Source organism: Citrobacter sp. Cpo015, from assembly GCF_030333035.1.
Taxonomy (GTDB): domain Bacteria; phylum Pseudomonadota; class Gammaproteobacteria; order Enterobacterales; family Enterobacteriaceae; genus Citrobacter; species Citrobacter portucalensis.
This window is the reverse complement of record NZ_JAOWGS010000031.1, coordinates 137,697-155,272: the sequence shown is the minus strand read 5'-3', so window position 1 is coordinate 155,272 and position 17,576 is coordinate 137,697. Positions and strand designations below refer to the sequence as shown.

The 17,576-nt window shown below is 42.2% G+C and carries 17 protein-coding genes; 2 read left to right on the top strand and 15 right to left on the bottom strand.

Going from position 1 to position 17,576, the window contains the following annotated elements; genetic code table 11:
- Window positions 1–61: 61 nt before the first annotated feature.
- The 15 genes from OGY67_RS11790 to OGY67_RS11720 all read right to left on the bottom strand — a co-directional run bounded on the left by OGY67_RS11790 (window position 62) and on the right by OGY67_RS11720 (window position 14,395).
- Window positions 62–2,218, bottom strand: a complete 2,157-nt coding sequence (locus OGY67_RS11790) for a polysaccharide biosynthesis tyrosine autokinase (RefSeq protein ID WP_462562430.1) — start codon at window positions 2,216–2,218, stop codon at window positions 62–64.
- Window positions 2,219–2,232: 14 nt separating this feature from the next.
- A complete protein-coding gene (locus OGY67_RS11785) occupies window positions 2,233–2,679 on the bottom strand; it encodes an arsenate reductase/protein-tyrosine-phosphatase family protein (protein WP_234692424.1) in 447 nt (148 codons plus the stop codon).
- Window positions 2,667–3,806 (bottom strand): polysaccharide export protein, encoded by a 1,140-nt coding sequence (locus tag OGY67_RS11780; protein ID WP_234692423.1) that lies wholly within the window; start codon window positions 3,804–3,806, stop codon window positions 2,667–2,669. The genes OGY67_RS11785 and OGY67_RS11780 overlap by 13 nt, the downstream gene beginning before the upstream one ends.
- A 411-nt stretch (window positions 3,807–4,217) precedes the next feature.
- Window positions 4,218–4,772 carry a fimbrial protein gene (locus tag OGY67_RS11770; protein ID WP_233623708.1) on the bottom strand — a complete coding sequence of 185 codons (555 nt, stop codon included), beginning with the start codon at window positions 4,770–4,772 and terminating at the stop codon, window positions 4,218–4,220.
- Window positions 4,765–5,253: a fimbrial protein gene (locus tag OGY67_RS11765; protein ID WP_234692422.1), complete on the bottom strand. Its 489-nt coding sequence runs from the start codon at window positions 5,251–5,253 to the stop codon at window positions 4,765–4,767. The genes OGY67_RS11770 and OGY67_RS11765 overlap by 8 nt, the downstream gene beginning before the upstream one ends.
- Before the next feature lie 27 nt (window positions 5,254–5,280).
- A complete protein-coding gene (locus OGY67_RS11760; protein WP_286573991.1) occupies window positions 5,281–5,772 on the bottom strand; it encodes a fimbrial protein in 492 nt (163 codons plus the stop codon).
- A gap of 9 nt (window positions 5,773–5,781) precedes the next feature.
- Entirely contained in the window at window positions 5,782–6,303 is a 522-nt protein-coding gene (locus OGY67_RS11755; RefSeq protein WP_234692420.1) for a fimbrial protein, read from the bottom strand.
- Window positions 6,304–6,317: 14 nt separating this feature from the next.
- Entirely contained in the window at window positions 6,318–6,797 is a 480-nt protein-coding gene (locus tag OGY67_RS23715) for a fimbrial protein (RefSeq protein WP_234692419.1), read from the bottom strand.
- Window positions 6,798–6,806: 9 nt separating this feature from the next.
- Window positions 6,807–7,340: a fimbrial protein gene (locus OGY67_RS11750; protein WP_234692418.1), complete on the bottom strand. Its 534-nt coding sequence runs from the start codon at window positions 7,338–7,340 to the stop codon at window positions 6,807–6,809.
- Between the two features lie 14 nt (window positions 7,341–7,354).
- Complete coding sequence (locus OGY67_RS11745; RefSeq protein ID WP_286573990.1) at window positions 7,355–8,425, bottom strand: hypothetical protein; 1,071 nt, start codon at window positions 8,423–8,425, stop codon at window positions 7,355–7,357.
- The gene (locus OGY67_RS11740) at window positions 8,426–9,118 is read right to left on the bottom strand and encodes a fimbrial chaperone (protein ID WP_234692416.1); all 693 of its coding nucleotides are present in this window, start codon (window positions 9,116–9,118) and stop codon (window positions 8,426–8,428) included.
- The gene (pefC, locus tag OGY67_RS11735; protein ID WP_286573989.1) at window positions 9,102–11,504 is read right to left on the bottom strand and encodes a PefC/AfrB family outer membrane usher protein; all 2,403 of its coding nucleotides are present in this window, start codon (window positions 11,502–11,504) and stop codon (window positions 9,102–9,104) included. The genes OGY67_RS11740 and pefC overlap by 17 nt, the downstream gene beginning before the upstream one ends.
- A gap of 37 nt (window positions 11,505–11,541) precedes the next feature.
- Window positions 11,542–12,084 (bottom strand): fimbrial protein, encoded by a 543-nt coding sequence (locus OGY67_RS11730; protein WP_150345455.1) that lies wholly within the window; start codon window positions 12,082–12,084, stop codon window positions 11,542–11,544.
- Between the two features lie 492 nt (window positions 12,085–12,576).
- Window positions 12,577–13,488, bottom strand: coding sequence for a helix-turn-helix domain-containing protein (locus OGY67_RS11725; protein ID WP_286573988.1), 912 nt, complete (start codon window positions 13,486–13,488; stop codon window positions 12,577–12,579).
- 397 nt (window positions 13,489–13,885) lie between these two features.
- Window positions 13,886–14,395: a redoxin family protein gene (locus tag OGY67_RS11720; RefSeq protein WP_159121525.1), complete on the bottom strand. Its 510-nt coding sequence runs from the start codon at window positions 14,393–14,395 to the stop codon at window positions 13,886–13,888.
- Between the two features lie 1,148 nt (window positions 14,396–15,543).
- Between OGY67_RS11720 and tdcA the strand changes: the two genes are divergently transcribed.
- Both tdcA and tdcB read left to right on the top strand, forming a co-directional pair.
- Complete coding sequence (gene tdcA / locus OGY67_RS11715) at window positions 15,544–16,482, top strand: transcriptional regulator TdcA (RefSeq protein WP_003828596.1); 939 nt, start codon at window positions 15,544–15,546, stop codon at window positions 16,480–16,482.
- 98 nt (window positions 16,483–16,580) lie between these two features.
- On the top strand, window positions 16,581–17,570 hold the full coding sequence (tdcB, locus tag OGY67_RS11710; protein WP_003828594.1) for a bifunctional threonine ammonia-lyase/L-serine ammonia-lyase TdcB: 990 nt from the start codon (window positions 16,581–16,583) through the stop codon (window positions 17,568–17,570).
- Window positions 17,571–17,576: the final 6 nt, after the last annotated feature.

The following is a 17,576-nucleotide window of genomic DNA, read 5'->3' as shown; positions in this document are numbered from 1 at the left end:
ATATGTAAAAAATAATAGGTGTTTGCATTAGAACGAACAGCATATTTCTATTGAGACGGCGCTAAGGTGTGGTGTATTCATATGCGTAGTAATTTGCATCTTCCCTTGTGATACCATTAAGAATAACGCCTTTCACGTTTATTCCATTTTGCTCAAATTTTCGCAGGCATCGGTTCACCTGTTGCAAGCTATCCTGATTTGCGCGCGTAACCACCAGACAAGTTCCTGCCTCGTACCCGGCGATGATTGCATCCGCAACCGCAAGAACCGGAGGGCTGTCGACGATCACCATGTCATATTCATTGTTTGCCCATTTCAATAGCTGCTTAAATCGCTCGTTGGCCAGAAGATCCACAGGACTGGAAAGTAATGTTCCACGGGTAAGTATATCGAATTGGCCTTTCAGACAATGTTGGATACTTTCCGTTAACGTTGCGTTTCCACTTAGAAAATCAGAGAGGCCATTTTTGTTGTCAACGTTGAATAAAACATGGGTATATCCACGCCGCATATCGGCATCAATAAAAAGTACGCGCTGGCCGGACTGAGCAATAACAGCCGCAAGGCTGCTGCTGATAAATGTTTTACCGCATCCCATTGTTGCGCCAGAAATCATCAGCACTCTGTTCGGTGTCTCCTTCATGATAAAATGTAGCGTGGTACGCAATCCGCGAACAGCTTCTATGGAAATATCAGCTGGCTCTTCAAATGCCAGACAAAATCCTGGCGACGTATCTCGTCGGAAGAAGTTCACGATTGAAGACCTTTGCTGATGCCGATATTTTTTTTCCAGCGATTTAGACACCGGCACGGTTGCCAGCACATGAACTCCCGCATTTTCTAATGTTTCTGATGATTCGATCCCACGACGCAGGGCTACGCGAGCAATAGTCAGACCTGATGAAGTGATCAGACCAAGCATCATCCCAAGCATGATAATCAATGCTTTTTTAGGTTTGACCGGTGAAGGCCAGGTCACTGCGGGATCGATAATGCGCACATTCCCCACGTTGCTGGAGCGGGAGATGTTGAGTTCCTGCTGACGGCTTAGAAGCTGTAAATAGATCTCTCTCCCTGTTTCAACATCACGGCTCAACTTCAGAACTTCTTGCTGAGTGGATGGCATTGCAGATATACGCTTGTTAAGTTTGTTCTTTTCCTGCACCAACGTTTGGCGTTTATCGAGTAATGCGCGGTAGGCTGGGTGACTTTTCTTATAAAGTTGCGAGATCTCTGCTTCCCGGAAAGTTAACGCGTTGAGTTGGTTATCTACGTTCACCATCTGTTCAAGTACCGTTTTTGCTTCCAAATTGAGATCAACAGAATCCTGTTGCTGTCGGTAAACGTTAAGTTTGCTTTCAGCATCATCCAGTTCAGACTGCACTTTCGGCAACTGGTGTTGTAAAAAAGCCAGACTGTTGGCGTCGCGGGCTGCCTGACGATTGATATTCTGCTGAACGTAGTTGTTCATTACCGTATCGAGAATGCGTGCGATTTCATTTGGGTTATGTCCCGTGATACGAAGTGCGATCATTCCGCTCTCTTTACCCTGTTGGGACACGTCAATTTGCTGTTGCAAATTGCTGATAGCTTCCAGTTTACTTATTTCACGGAGCTTGAATCGAGAGCCAGGGACAGCATGTATGTTGCTAACTTCGATGATGATATTCTCTTTCTTCAGTCGCTCTCCAACCTTACCCTCTAAAGAAAAGTTTGTTCCTTGTAGATGAAACAATCCCTTCTCTTGCACTGTAAGAATAACCTCCGAGTTTTGATCGTTAGTCTGCGGCAAACTGAGATCTTGTATTGTAATTTTTGCTGATGATTCTCCCTTCAGCTTCGCCCAGAGGTATCCTGTGACAGGAAAATAAATTTGCTCCGATTGTATTCTTAGATTGAGATCATCAACTGTTTTTCCCAGAATCATTCGTGACTTAAGCAACTCAATTTCAGCTGATACAGTAGATGTGTCGGTTGGTAAAACATTCTTCAAGCGGTTCAAAAATGCCTGATTTTGCTTTTGCTCAACCTGAATTAGGGCATCTGCTTGATACACAGTGGGAGATAAAAATGCGTATAGTGATGCAGCCAGGGTAAAGGCGATGGTTATGCAGAGGATTATTTTCCATTGCAAAAATAATGTATGCAGTAGCTGGATAAGATCCAGTTCTTTTTCCGCCGAGGAAGTACGCGGATATTTCGAATTCTCATTCAAGATTAAACGGTCCTTTTTTACACCAGATGCTGGGCCCATCTTTGTGCATCCAGTTCCAGTTGGTGAAACACATACTCATAAACATCACGACTTTTGCGATAAGGGTCGGGGATTGCTTGTTTACTGGACCAATAGCTGAATAATAATGTTTTGCCTCTGGCTTCTGCCGCCATTGATGTAACAAACGCAATATGTTTTGGTTCCATCGCCAGGATAAGTCCGGAGTCACGTAGCATTTCCAGGGTGACATTTCGCGCGATGTGTCCGCTCAGTGACACACCATGCTCGAACGCCACTGCCGCGCTCATGTTTTCCGCCGGATGCCCATAATGGGCATTGATCCCGGCAGAGGTGACAGAAATAGTTGGTGGCAAAAATTGACATAATAAACGTTCTGCAATGACCGAACGGCAAATGTTCCCAGTACACAGCACCAATATCGAGGTGAAATTTATCGGGCCCATGTTCTGATATACCGCGTGGTTTCAGTCAAATCGCGCACACCAACAATGGTGGGCAGTAGCTGTGATATAACGCGATTCCAGCGTGCCAGAGGCGCTGTCGTTACATAGACGATATCGTATGGTTCCAACTGGAATTCGGTACTGAGTACCATTGCGGAAGCATCCTGAGCATCCAGTTGATAAATGTTGGCAATTTTGCCCTCGGGCTTACCTTTCAGCGCCCGAATCACGAAAATACCGGTTGCATCTGAACTCTCTTGCTTCATGCCTTCGGCATTTCCCAGCGCCTCTGCCAGCGTCATTCCACTTCTGTCCATTTTGAGGGTGGCTTGTCTGCCGACCTCACCCATGACAAAAACTTTCAAATCATCATTACGGGGTATAAATAAAATGTCACCAGGATGAAGCAGACGGTTTTGCGTCAGATCACCGCGCTGTAATAGTGCATATAAAGAGAGGTGAGATTTCTGTCCATTATGGGTGAGAGTGACATTGCGCCAGTCGGCGTCCGCAGTCAGACCACCTGCAGCGTTGACTGCATCCATTACCGTAAGTGGAATATTGGTAACAGGTAGTACACCTGAACGCATCACTTCGCCTGTAACGTATATTTTCTGTGAGCGGAAGGCGGCAATACTGACATCTACCTGTGGATTTTCTATAAATGCATTCAGTCGGGTAGATATAGCGTCGCGAACTTCATTTAAGGTTTTACCTGCCACATGCAGGCGCCCGACGTAAGGATAAAAAATAGTGCCGTCAGCACTGACCCAGTTGCCAGTATCACTGGCACTGCGATATTGGCCCGCTGGCGTAGTCAGCTCCGGATGATCCCAGACGGTAACCATTAAGACATCACCCACACCAATACGATAGTTATAAGAAAGCAACTGTTTTTCTAATTGAGGGTTTGGACGAGAAACGATATTAGCCGGACGCAGTATGTCGACAAGTCCGGGAGTCAGCATAATAATATTGAGCCTGTCATTCAGTGCATCACGATTGTGTGGCATACCAGTGTTCTTTTTCCCCTGAACAGGGAGCCCTTGTCCTGGCAATATCGTACATCCGGAAAGCAGTATCATTGTGCCAAACAGAATGAGGCACATAAAACGTTGTCTGTTCATATTATCTCAAGTCGAACGGTTTCAGGCTTGCGTTAAAATTCATAGCCTAAGAATATATAATTGGTCATCGCGTTAATGTGCACCATTCATTATAATTTAACTCTACTGCGTTAATAAATCTGAGCATCTGCTTGCTAATGTTGTTAATAGTATATAGCTTCCTCGATGTTGGCGATAAAATATCCATGGGATTAGGTGCATGAGTTGATAATACCCGCGCCATGATCTTTTGCATGTTGCTTTCAAGGATAAGAAGATACTCTCCCTCACCAACACACACTGATTCAATGACTCGCCATTCCTTGTTGATTTCTTTATTTAATAGTTTGTCCATTTTATGGATATAACTGTCAATGGAATCATTGCTATGAAATGACATTTGTATTTAGTTCCCCATAAACAGAACAATGTTTAGTAATAGGTGATGTTAATTGTCAAATCAGCCTGGTAGCGGCCCGGAGTTAATGATGCAGAAGCAGTATTGATAATGGTTGGATACACTTTAAACGAGCTATCATATATGCTGGGCTGAATCTCAGCATCTTTAACTGACAATATATCTGTAGCAGTGGACAAATCAATCACGCTTGCGCCATTACGTTTCCAGCGGGTAAGGAGAGCAATGTTTGCCATTGTGGTATTCACCAAACCATTCGCTGCATTCTGAAAACCAGGGGTCGCAGCAGTAAAAGAAATCGTGAGTGCGCTGGGCTTGACGCCTTTGCTGCAGTCGATAATGAGCGGTACATCAGTAGCGCTAACGCGATCAATGACGTTACCGCTTTCGTTCATTAGCGGCAGGTTATATGCTCCAGAAATACCTTTTCCGCCATTAACAGTACAATTAGCATGGGTAATCTTCATTTTTACCCCGATACTGGATGTGCTGTTACCAGCGATCGCAGTTAATGAGCATAGTGATGACAATATAATTATGGAGCATGGTAGCAGCAGCTGTTTAATCATAACTCAGCCTTAAAATAACAGATGTATCAATATTTCCAGCTGCCATCTGTTCAGCCGTTATTGGTAATAATTTGAATTTAAGGTCAATAGTTTTTTCATTATAAGGATAATCCTCATTAAAATTCAGGGCACCATACAACCCCATTTTCATTACACCAATACCAATACCATTCAGTCCTGATTTCATTATTGATTTCCCAAAATTTGTTTGACCTGATACGATCCCTTGTGCGGGAACAAACCTCATCTTAGTATTTGCCTCGGCCAAATCACAGTTACGTGTGAAGTTAATTGACTTTTCTACCTTTCCAGCAATTAGGTCATGTGCAGAAACAGAACCAAAGCTAACCTCAGAAGAGATACTAATGGAACAGGTAGCTTCGGTAATTGCGCCATTTATATTAACAACTGTATCCGTTTGCTGTGCGTTAGCGAGACAAGCAAAACAAAACGCAACAAAGAAATATACTCTGAATGGCATTGCTTAAATTCCTGGTCAGGGTTATCACTAATCGTAAGACAGGCGTATGGTCAGCGTCGTATCAATATTACCAGCAGCAATATCCTCTGAAGGTATTTTTACTGGTTTGATTTTTACATATATTCTTCTTATTCCGCCACCAAAACCAGATGGAAACCAGATATGTTCAGTATTAAATGATAAATTATTTATCTTGTCCATTATTGGTAATTTAAACCCGACTCCGGCTAGACCAGATTGCATTATCTTATCATCTCCAGAAACAATTGCACCAGGAATGAATGAGAGCGTTACTCTCTTTGTCATCCAATCACAATTTGCCGTCATGTTAATATCTTTTTCAGAAACGGTATTGTTATTAATGTCTAATGCAGTAATAGAACCAAAGTTTACCTCAGGATCTGCCGTGAAGGTACAGGTGGCTGACGTGATGGTGCCTTTCACTGGGACATTTACTGTTGCCGTAGATGCAAATACAGAGGATGAATAAAGGGAAATTAGCATTGCTATTTTTTTCATCTTTTTTCCTTAATCGTACTGAACACCAATGGTCAGGCTGGTATCAACATTACCGGCTGCGATATCCTCGCCGCTGATATAGAATGGTTTAAGCGCAATTTTACCACCTAAATTGTAAGGTGATGCTGTTGTCGTCGTACTTGCCCAGGTTTGCTCTACGCCAAAGGGGATATCAGTTAATGTACCTCCCGCAGTGTTAGCAAATTGGAGCTTGAATCCTAAACCCGTTTTACCCGAGCGCATTACGCTGGTGTTGCCGGTAACGGTACCTTCCGTAGGGGTAAATGTCACTTTTACATTTTTAGCAATCCAGTCACAGTTCAGGGCAAGACTTACCTCTTTGGCGGCAATTCTGTTATTGCCGATATCTCCTGCGGTCAGAGTATTAAAGTTAATTTCAGTAGGCGTTGGTACAATATTACAGGTAGCGCCTGTTACGCTGGCTTTAATTGCGACAGTCGTATCCGCCGTTTTGGCATAAGAATGAGGAGCTATACCCAGCAGAAAAACGACCGGAATTACTTTTTTCATATTTTATCCTTATATCAAATATAAGTTAACTGAATTGTCATTGAGGTATTAAAAACCCCTTTGGTTATCACGCCATTTGCACCCAGGAGCATCGTGACAGATGTCGTCCCTGGTGATGGCCAAACTATATTACTGTTAAAATTAACATTGTTAACCCCCAGACCTGTCAATGAAACTGTATACATTACACTAGTGTTACTGGTTAATGCCGCATCATTTCTACCGCTTACTATGCCATTGCGTGGAATAAACATTAACTCGACCCGTGAAGCATTGTGGCAAGATGCGGTAATATCAAAATTCCTGATTCGTAAATCTGGATTACCATTTAAGAAATCATTTCTGTTAATATCCCCAAAATTAATCACCGCAGGGGCAGTTAATGTACAGGTCGGAATGATTAGGTTTGCCCCTACGGTTATGCTTAGTGTGCTGGTCTTGGCCGAGACGCTATGACCGCATAGCAGCAGTGTAAACAGGAATACTCTTGTCATCTTTGCACTCTACGTATAAGTCAGCTCAGCGTTAAGTACGACGGATACCGAACCTGAGGTTATCGTTCCGCTGCTACTTTTTTTAACAAGTTTAAATTTTAATTTGTATCCCGAACCACTCAATGTTTTTAAATTATAATCGGAGTTAAACTGCATCCGGGCATTATTGAAAAAGGGAAGGATCGCAACATTATGCCCGGCATCTAAAAAAGCGCCTCCTGACCCCCCGGTACTTACGGGGGAGGTGAAACGCAAGTTAGCCGATTGCAAAGCTGTGATTGCGTTATTCCCGGTTAACTCTGGCGTAGCGCTATCAAGACGACATGTTAACGTCAAATCGGCTTCGATTTCCGGTCCTTCAGTAAGTGTTAAGGTCGTAATATTAACATCACCAAAGCTTAAATTACTCCCTCTGCTGGAGGCGATATTGCATGTAAATTCTCGGAATTTAACAGAGAGAGCAACCGTAGTACTTGTTACTTTAGCGGATGCCTCGATGGTGATGAAGCAGAGTAAAGATAGTAAAACAAGTATTACGCGCATTACAGTAACTCCGTTTAGTTATAGGCAATTTCAAAAGTCACAGCACCATTCCAATCAACACTATTTCCTTGAGTCGAACCGTATTTGTACGGATAAACAGGTATTGAGATCTTATCTAAGTTATTAATATTTACAGCATCCCCGGTCCTGAATCGTAGTCCCCATCCATTACCTATCTGAAGACCAACACTATTTGATGCTGCCAGCCACTCACTAGTGGCATTTGTGGGTGTGACTGCATTCATTCTGGCAGACCCTGCAATAATGAATGATGGATAATTTGATGTCATATTCCCACCACCAGGCCCCAGGCCACATTGCATCGTCAAAATAATAGTCGTCAGTGGTGTGTTTAAATCACCATGAATATTAACTACACCTAAATTCAGGTTGTTTGTATTGCTTGTGACAGAGCATGTTACCGTATTTGTATAATTCAATGTAGTACTGTTATTTGTTACTGAAGGCGTTACGTGCTTAGATCCGGGTATGAGACCACCTGATCTGTAGTTTATCTTGTTCCCGGTTGCTGAAGTCAGCATTGAGATAATTTTACTACTGGACGCAACATTACCACCAATATTTCTATTGGTATATATGCCATAAGTAAATGTCGGGCCAGTATTTGTTGTTGGCCATCCGCCTAGAGCATTTGAAAACTCCACGAGAATAGATGGGTAATTCCAGGCATGGCCGCTTTTATCTTTAAAGTTAGTTCGAGAGGACGCTATTCCTTCTCGCTCTAAATATATCCACCCACTGTTATGCTCCAATCTGTTACTATTGATAAAGTTAAATTCTGGAAGTGGTACATATATATATCCTTTGGAGCCCCCTAAGTAATCATCGGTATTCCAGGCATTTGGTCCGACATAATATGGGCAGCTAAAGGTTATCTTCATTGTTCCTATTCTTGTACCCGCAGCAGTCTCTGTTGTGAGAGTGCTTTGCGAATAAGATATCTCTATTTTGCTGGAAGGCGATCCCCAATAGTAAGCTGCATTGCCCGCCGCAAAACATCCTGCATATGCTGAGGGCACTGCTAGTATTGATAGCAAGAAAATCCAAGAATATATTTTTCTCATTTACTTAACCTGGTATTGATTATTTGCGCCGTAATCATCAATCGCGTTCACCGATACATTCCCGGTTAATGAGTTGCTGATCTGTACTTTGCTAAACGGCGCAAATTTGGCTAGCTGTGCCCCTTCTTTTTTAGTGAGTTTTACCTCATTGCCATTCACTTTTATCCCGGTAATAGCAAAATAGTAGGGAGTGGGGTTTTCAAGAAAATATTTCCCGTCATTCTTTAACAACCTGATCTGCTTTTCTGCTTCTTTTCGCCCATCGACCAGCGTTTGTGGACGATAAATCAGCTTAACGCGAGTGTTTAACGCAATAGCCAGAACATTCCCACCTGATTTAGGGGCCGGTGGGATCTCCTGTACATTAAGCCAGGTTAACGTCTCACGATCTTGCGGCAGATTAGGGTTGATATCCAGAATCCTGATCGTCTGTCTGCTTTTCGGGTCTACTTTAAAAAATGTTGGACTGGTTGTGAAGTAAACGTCTTTATCTTTTTCATTGTCATTATCAATCCATACCTGCCCGGCATATTTTTGCTCGCTTTCATTAGAGACCATTACGGACAGGCTTTTTTTGCCACCTTCATAAACATAGCGAGTACCATTAAGGCTAAACGCGGCATTACTGCTCAGGCTTACAGATAGCATGGCAACAGCAATAAAAGCTTTGATTTTGTTATTTACAGTAAACATCTTGAATTGTTCTCTTGGTTGGACTTAATTTTTCTAAATTAATGACACACTGATCGAGTGTGATATTTTGTACTTTACTATCAACGTTAAGTAACAATACGCCACCATTACTGACAAAACCCACTTCCTTGCCTGCATCATCCTTTGCAATAGTTCCCATAGGAATGACGTACTTATTTTTACTAAAAACGCGTAAAATATAGTGATGAACACGACGATACTTTATCTTCCTGTAGATAATAGCCTTCTCGGTTGGTACAACATTAATCACATTGCCCTGTATTTCAATATCTGTTGGCAACTTATCGACATCGATATTAATAGAGTTCGGTGAATAACTCGCCAGAGAGATCACCGCTCTCCCGTTGCTGTCTGTCGGAAGGCCGCCATTAATTACCGCACCGCTAATTCCATCCATATCGATCACTGCCAGCGTACCATTACTATTCTGTGACAACATCAGCCCACCACCATAAACCCCCAGCACTGATCCGCTCATCTGCAAGCTCAGGTTTTGGCTGGTAGAACCTTTCGAATACATGCTGTTTAATTGGGCATAATCCGAAGCATAGCCAGTGGATAACGAAATATTATTCCCGTTATTATCTCGATTCATACTAACGTTGTAACTCAGTCGATCGTTAAGATTTGCAGAGCTACCCGCCATATAACTCATTCCGCCTTCACGAGTATAGGTCATCGAGGTATTACTATAATGCATCACATCGAATGCACTGAACGGGATGTTAAAGGAGATGCTGGTCATATATTCTCCGCCATTCTCCCCCTTCTTACTGTAACTTCCACTCAGCGAGGCCGAAAAGCGGCTAAATGATTTGCTGAGCATAAAATTCACTCCACTCTCCTGTGGCTTATCCCAATATTGCTGCATCCATCCGCTCATACTGAGATAAATATTTTGTTCCGGTATACGGTGGGCCAGGATCGCCTCATAACGATTTTTCGACTTAAACTCATCCGTGCTGTAGCTCAGGTAATCATAATTGGCATACTCGACATATCCGCGGTCCGTAAACCGGTAGCCGATTAACTGTAAATCCGTCTTATCGGTTAGTGAGCGAGCATACTTAACGGAAGCACTATACCCTTTCTGCTCATCTTTCTGTTTAAACCGGGCTTTTGACAGGTTCAAACTGGTCGATAATGCGCCAAACCATCCGAGCGAATGGGTGCTACCAATACCCATGTTTTGATAGTTCTGACTTAATAACAATGCTGAGTTAAACGTTGCATAGTTAAAACCGTAATCCAGGCTGCCCAGCCCGAAGGTACCGTCGGCGGAACTTTTATTATTGCCCGCCATTTTTTTACCCACGGCCAAACCATAGTCCATGGCACCGGGGCGCAGGAGGTTACCCATTATGGTTACAGGAAAATGTTCTGTTCTTTTACTGCCATTTTCCTCCGTAATAGTCATAATCAGATCCCCGCTACTGATTGCGCCCAGATTGTTAATTTCAAACGGTCCCGGGGGGACAACAATAGATTCTAATACGCGCCCATTCTGCTCTACGGTCACCCTGGCATTACTGGTTGCAATTCCCTGCAATTTAGGTGCATAGGTTCTGCTTAACCATGACGACATGTTCGCATTCGAGGTCAACTGAATCCCGCGAAAACCAAACCCATTCATTAACGGGCTATAGGTACTCTGCGCCTGACCGATGCTTAGATCGGCCTTAATGGATTCCAGCGCACGGGTTAAACGTAGATCGCTGGTGTTAAAACCACTTTCATCGGTGGCATTTGTGGTAAATGAAAGCACCCATTTGCCAATGTTCGCATTACCATTCACACCCAGATAGTTAGTACGCTGTTGCCCTGAGCTTTTACTGGTGTTCGCGTTATATGCTAATTGAAATCCGGAATCGCCATAATCCCAAGGGCGTTGGCTGCGTTCCCCAGATAATAAGGCTGCCTGCGGAATACGTAGTTTCAGCGTTTGTGTACCATTATCCAGCTCAACTTTAGTTGTTTTATTATTGCTTAATACATAACACTTTCGGGTTGCGTCGAATTCCTGTGCATAAAAGTCCTCCTTGATAAAAACGCCTTGTTCTCTTAACCATTCGTTTGTCAGGCAAAGAGCTTGCTTTTCGCTGTCGGTAACGGTAATAAAACCGCTACCGACCTTTTCGCCATTAACCTCAACATCAACCAGATATTCACCAGGAACAAAGTTAACGTTTTTATCAAAGACTTCTGGTAATTCATCCTGTGCACCACCACGAATAAAACTCATGTTAAATTCGTCATCTGCCATTACTGTAAATACAGGCTGTAATGCAGAGCAAATCAGTAACAATAATATTTTATTTTTAAGCATGTCATATATTATTTCAACTGTAAAATAAACGGGCTGCATATTTTATGCAGCCCAAAGGCGCATGAGGGTAATACGATTATTTATAGGCTACGGTATAGGATGCTGAAGTGGCAAAACTACCGGCGCTGACCGTACCACTTTTAACCGTTTTAACCAACTGAGCTTCGTAATCAAACGTTGTCAAAGGTGTGGCTGGGGTGCCAGTACCTGCATATGCAATAGTACGGTTGGTGTCGGTCACCAGTTCGTCAGCTTTCGTGGCATTCTTGGCTTTTAGCTGCAGGGATACGCCGGTTGCCGAACCGCCGCTGTTACCCAGTCCTGCTGCATCCATGTTTGGTGCGCTCCAGCTCACGTCAGCAGCGGTTTTAGCCAGACAGTCGGCGGCAGAAGGGCCAGCTGGCGTCAGTGAAAATTGGACGGTTTTGGCTGTGGTTAAATCCGTGCCCGGCGTACCCAAATCGATTGAGCTTGCTACACCACCTCCCACAACCGGACTTACCGTACAGGTTGCAGAAGTAATCGTACCGGTAAAATTAATGGTACCGCTGTTTGCTGATGCGACAGAAGAGAATGCTACCGCCGAAGCCAGTGCTCCAAGAATAAATAGTTTTTTCATTTTAACTCCAGGGATTAACTTTTTGTGATTACCTGTAAGTGCTAATCAGCGCACTTAAGGGATGTGGTCATATTATCTTTTGAATGGTGAAAGACAATGGCTCAATAGAGGGTTGAGCTAAATGTGTAATATTTTGCGTTTCATTCTGGTATGTTTTATTTTTAATAGCATGAGCGCTGAAGATACTAACCTCCTTAGCTTATAAAGCTTACCATATTAACCAATAGAAAATGGGGGTATCCGTAGTTGATAGATTAATGGGCATCGATACGAAAATGTGTCGATTAATCTGTTGCCTGTTTAGTTGGGCCGGAGTCAATAATGAAGGAGACGGTGGCGAATGCCCTCGTCCCGCTAAAGTATAATTATTAATGGGGTTTTAGCTATGATGAGGGCGCTTAGTTACTGTAAGAATGGAAAGGTCAAGGGGGCTTGATGAAGACAATTCAACCAGATTAACGTTTGCCATTGTATTGATAGTGAAGCGTACTTTCAGTGGTTTACCAGACTCATAAAAGTATAAGGGGTCATCTGGAAGTATTTCTTGAATGTGGTGATAAAATAAGACGTATGGTTGTACCCACACATCACTGAAACCTGAGTAATATTATAATCGCCTGTACGTAGTAGCCTTGCCGCCATACACATCCTGGCATCGAGATAGATCTCGCTGAAGGATGTTTGTTCTATCGCAAGTTTACGTTTTAGGGTGGAGCGGCTCATATACAACCTGGCTGCAACATCGTCCAGGCTCCATACTTTGGATGGAGTATTTTTCACCATATTATATACTTTTTCTCTCAGGCTTGATTTAACCGTACGAATTAGTATGCCAATACCATCCTCGTGAGCGGTAAAGGCCGAAAGCAGAAACATTAACGTAAAATCCAGCGGTGAACCTTCAGTTCCGGTGTCACAGCGTGTGCAATCCCCACATTCACTGCGCTCTGATTTTTGCAGGCAGCCAAAAACATTGTCAAAGGCTTCATTCATCCCTGGACGTAACGGTGAACAAAGCATGCGCGAGCTTATGCTTTTGTGCACGCCTGACATATATTCCTGTTTGTTCCCGGTGATCAGCAATGAGTACATTTTACTCATTAACTCATATGAAATATCGATTAGTTTGAATTCTAAATGATTATCGATATCACTGCATTTAATGTTAAGTGTTTGGTTTTTTTCGATAAGAATAAGGCTTTCTCCAGTGCATTTCAGCATATCATTATTGCTGGAGTTAATGATGAGTTCTCCCTTGCTTAATTTGATGAGTGTTGTATTGGCAACGTAGATATGATTTAAAACTACACCTTCGGTTGATTGATAATAGTTACTATTACTCACATTTTGTTGTTTACAATTCACCATGTCTGAACATTTTCTTTGGTTCATCGAATTTTGCATTGCAGCACCTTTGTTTTTATGTGGTTAATATACATATTATCAAGTAATGATTTTTTCTATGCTTATTTGAGAGGGTTGGTCTGATAGTGAAAAAATTACAGCTAATATTAATATGCAGAGTTGGTGCTGTAGTATTGCATCAACTAAAACCTCAATATTTGAGTTATGTTCATCTCAGGTGTCATAAAAAAGCACGATCAACGAAAGATATCTTCTGAATGGTGTGAGGGGATTTTATGAGTGATGGAAACCATGCATACCGAGTAAAAAAAGATACACGCGATTAAAAAAACACCCGATCAGGCCCGGTAATATCGTTGAACCTGAAATTCAAAATGAATTCAACCGTCTTATGATGCGTCGTCGGGCGTTGTACAACCAGGAGTACGCAAATAACTTAAGGAATTTGGGTGATGTCGACAGGGATTGTGACGTTCAGAACTGTATCAGTTTCATCACACTCAATCACTGAGCGGGCGAAAAGATTTAATTCAATAATCCGTAATCCTGTTTCAATCATAAAGCGATGGTTTGCATAATCCGAGACAAATTGGATTTTCGGACTGATACTGTTCTCTTTGATAAATCGACTTTGAGCAAATGGTGTATCGATGCTAATGACATAATATTTTGTAGTACTAACATCCTCATGAGTTAGCGACTCACTGAGCTGTTTTATTTGGGATTCACAAACTGGTGTATCCAGTGATGGTACGGTGTAAATAATCTTCCTGACACCTTTCGGTAATTTAAAAACATCCAGTTCTGGAGTCACCAGATCGTGTGCTGCTGGCAGTTTACCGCCTACGGACATGAAACCTTGATCCAGCGTCAGATCGTTCTCACCGAACTTTAATTTGAAATCCTTTCCTAAGCGAATATTATTAATTGATTTGACAAGTTTCATTAATCTTTATCCTTATATAATATAAATGCGGATAACCGCTAAAATCGGCATAGCAACTGATAGGGAAGAATCATTTTCTGAATAAATCGAATCGTATTCAATTTTTTATTATTCAGTTGTCTCCCTAATTAAATAATAGCAGATGCGAATTTCAAAAACTTAGCTAAAAAGGAAATGTATGAAATGAATTTTTAGAATGCTTAATGATTAGAATGTATATCCCCCTATAGGGGTATTTTATCTATGTAAAGAAAATGACTTTAAAAAGCATTGGCTTGAGCAAACTTTGTCTTCTTGCGAGTATCAATAAAGGGGGAGCTAACGATTGTCCGATGGGGAGAACTCTCTATTGCCCGTAAAGAAACACTTGCCAATTAGCCATACCCCTCCATCACCGTTAGTGTGGTCAGGTGCGCATGTTAACTGACATGGAAATGTTCTCGGGACTCTATTCCGCACTCATTTCCTGGTGGCTTTCTTTTATGCAGTGACTACTACTGGAAGGTGATAATCGAGACGATTTGGATACAAATGGTATATAGGTCTCTAAAAGAGATTTCTGATTTTGTGACTGTCAACACAAAACGCTACGCGATACGTTTTTACTGAGAATAATCACGCGCAATAGATCGCCATCACAAAATTAGTTGCTGACAAAATGCGCAAAACCAGTGTTAATGTAATGTTGCTAATAGTGGTCATTTGTTTTAATTGGTTTAAATATTGATAAATGCAATGTTTCTTTATAAACAAACAAGGCAAAAAAATGTGATGCATGGCGTTATTTAAACACCATAAACGATAAAATATAATTATATTTGATAAATTACTTATTAAATTTAAGCGCCATTTTTACCGATAATTACTCGGTAATTGATTGAAATATAGCCTTTCGTGGTTCGAAGAAATAACAACAAAAATGATGTCGTTATAGCCATAAAAAATCGTTATCCCCCCATCTTTTTTTGATTAAAGTCAGGGTTAAGTGAGATTGGTATTTTCTATCTCTATGATTAATAAGAAATTATCAATTTAATAATAATCTTACAAAATGTAAGGGAAGGGGATTTGTGAGTGGTCGCACATATCCTCGTTGGCTTAATTTGGTACACTTCCTGCCGTCAACAAAGTAATTAACGCAGGTCGATATGAATACTATTACACTCCCTAAAACACAGCACTTAGTGGTCTTTCAGGAAGTCATTAGAAGCGGTTCTATCGGCTCAGCTGCAAAAGAATTAGGTTTAACCCAACCCGCTGTCAGTAAAATCATCAATGATGTTGAGGCTTATTTTGGTATTGAGTTAGTTGTACGTAAAAATACTGGTGTGACATTGACTCAGGCAGGTCAGGTGATGCTCTCATGGTCTGAATCTATTACCCGTGAAATGAAAAACATGGTTGATGAGATGAACAGTATGACGAGCAATGCGGTCGTTGATGTGTCGTTTGGCTTTCCTTCACTGATTGCCTTCACCATCATGTCCGGCATGATTAAAAAATTCAAAGAAGTGTTCCCGAAAGCGCAGGTTTCTATGTATGAAGCTCAGCTCTCCTCCTTCTTACCGGCGATTCGTGACGGACGTCTGGATTTCGCCATCGGTACGCTGAGTGATGAGATGAAACTGCACGATCTGCATGTTGAGCCGCTCTTTGAGTCAGACTTTATCCTGGTTGCCAGCAAGTCCCGAACATGCACCGGCATCACCTCGCTGAGCGCGTTGAAAAACGAACAGTGGGTGTTGCCACAAACGAATATGGGGTACTACAGCGAACTTCTTACCACGTTACAGAATAATGGCATCAGCAGTGAAAACATCGTTAAAACAGACTCTGTCGTTACGATTTATAATCTTGTTCTCAATGCTGATTTCTTAACAGTAATTCCCTGCGATATGACCACTCCGTTTGGCTCAAACCAGTTTATTACTATCCCGGTAGAAGAAACCTTACCCGTCGCGCGTTATGCCGCCGTGTGGTCGAAAAATTATCGAATTAAAAAAGCAGCATCTATTTTGGTGGAATTAGCCAAAGAGTATTCATCATATAATTGTCGGAGACGAAGGCAATTAATTGAAATTGATTAAAAATTAAATTTGTTTTAACACGAAATAAACGCCATTTGTCTATATCTGACAATGGTCACGGCTATCTATTTACTTTAATACCCAGGTAAGAGGTTCTAATGCACATTACATACGATCTCCCAGTTGCAATTGAAGATATCCTCGAAGCGAAAAAAAGACTTGCGGGGAAAATTTATAAAACGGGAATGCCTCGCTCTAACTATTTTAGTGAACGTTGCAAAGGGGAAATTTTCCTCAAGTTTGAAAACATGCAGCGTACCGGTTCATTTAAAATCCGTGGTGCTTTTAACAAGCTCAGTTCATTAACCGAAGCTGAAAGATGTAAGGGCGTGGTGGCTTGCTCTGCAGGTAACCACGCGCAAGGTGTTTCTCTCTCCTGCGCTATGCTCGGAATCGACGGCAAAGTGGTGATGCCGAAAGGCGCACCGAAGTCTAAAGTAGCGGCAACCTGCGATTATTCCGCAGAAGTTGTACTGCACGGCGACAACTTCAACGACACCATCGCTAAGGTTAGCGAGATTGTGGAAACTGAAGGCCGCATCTTTATTCCACCCTATGATGACCCGAAAGTTATTGCTGGTCAGGGCACTATTGGTCTGGAAATTCTGGAAGACTTGTACGATGTCGATAACGTGATTGTGCCAATTGGCGGTGGTGGACTGATTGCTGGTATTGCGGTGGCAATTAAATCTATTAACCCGACCATTAAAATTATTGGCGTACAGTCTGAAAACGTTCACGGCATGGCGGCTTCTTTCCACGCTGGAGAAATAACCACGCACCGAACGACCGGCACCCTGGCGGATGGTTGTGACGTTTCCCGCCCGGGTACTTTAACGTATGAAATTGTTCGTGAGTTGGTGGATGACATTGTCCTGGTCAGCGAAGATGAAATTCGCAACAGCATGGTGGCATTAATTCAGCGAAATAAAGTTGTGACTGAAGGTGCCGGCGCGCTGGCATGCGCAGCATTATTAAGCGGGAAATTAGATAGCTATATCCAGAACAGAAAAACAGTCAGCATTATTTCTGGCGGTAATATCGACCTTTCTCGTGTATCTCAAATTACTGGTTTAGTTGACGCTTAATATACT

Excerpts from the sequence above, each read along its gene's own strand:
- OGY67_RS11750 (WP_234692418.1), bottom strand. The coding sequence starts at position 7,340 with ATGCGCGTAATACTTGTTTTACTATCTTTACTCTGCTTCATCACCATC.
- OGY67_RS11720 (WP_159121525.1), bottom strand. The coding sequence starts at position 14,395 with ATGAAACTTGTCAAATCAATTAATAATATTCGCTTAGGAAAGGATTTC.
- OGY67_RS11745 (WP_286573990.1), bottom strand. The coding sequence starts at position 8,425 with ATGAGAAAAATATATTCTTGGATTTTCTTGCTATCAATACTAGCAGTG.
- OGY67_RS23715 (WP_234692419.1), bottom strand. The coding sequence starts at position 6,797 with ATGACAAGAGTATTCCTGTTTACACTGCTGCTATGCGGTCATAGCGTC.
- OGY67_RS11760 (WP_286573991.1), bottom strand. The coding sequence starts at position 5,772 with ATGAAAAAAATAGCAATGCTAATTTCCCTTTATTCATCCTCTGTATTT.
- OGY67_RS11780 (WP_234692423.1), bottom strand. The coding sequence starts at position 3,806 with ATGAACAGACAACGTTTTATGTGCCTCATTCTGTTTGGCACAATGATA.
- tdcB (WP_003828594.1), top strand. The coding sequence starts at position 16,581 with ATGCACATTACATACGATCTCCCAGTTGCAATTGAAGATATCCTCGAA.
- OGY67_RS11785 (WP_234692424.1), bottom strand. The coding sequence starts at position 2,679 with ATGGGCCCGATAAATTTCACCTCGATATTGGTGCTGTGTACTGGGAAC.
- OGY67_RS11755 (WP_234692420.1), bottom strand. The coding sequence starts at position 6,303 with ATGAAAAAAGTAATTCCGGTCGTTTTTCTGCTGGGTATAGCTCCTCAT.
- OGY67_RS11725 (WP_286573988.1), bottom strand. The coding sequence starts at position 13,488 with ATGCAAAATTCGATGAACCAAAGAAAATGTTCAGACATGGTGAATTGT.
- OGY67_RS11740 (WP_234692416.1), bottom strand. The coding sequence starts at position 9,118 with ATGTTTACTGTAAATAACAAAATCAAAGCTTTTATTGCTGTTGCCATG.
- pefC (WP_286573989.1), bottom strand. The coding sequence starts at position 11,504 with ATGCAGCCCGTTTATTTTACAGTTGAAATAATATATGACATGCTTAAA.
- OGY67_RS11730 (WP_150345455.1), bottom strand. The coding sequence starts at position 12,084 with ATGAAAAAACTATTTATTCTTGGAGCACTGGCTTCGGCGGTAGCATTC.
- OGY67_RS11765 (WP_234692422.1), bottom strand. The coding sequence starts at position 5,253 with ATGCCATTCAGAGTATATTTCTTTGTTGCGTTTTGTTTTGCTTGTCTC.
- OGY67_RS11770 (WP_233623708.1), bottom strand. The coding sequence starts at position 4,772 with ATGATTAAACAGCTGCTGCTACCATGCTCCATAATTATATTGTCATCA.
- tdcA (WP_003828596.1), top strand. The coding sequence starts at position 15,544 with ATGAATACTATTACACTCCCTAAAACACAGCACTTAGTGGTCTTTCAG.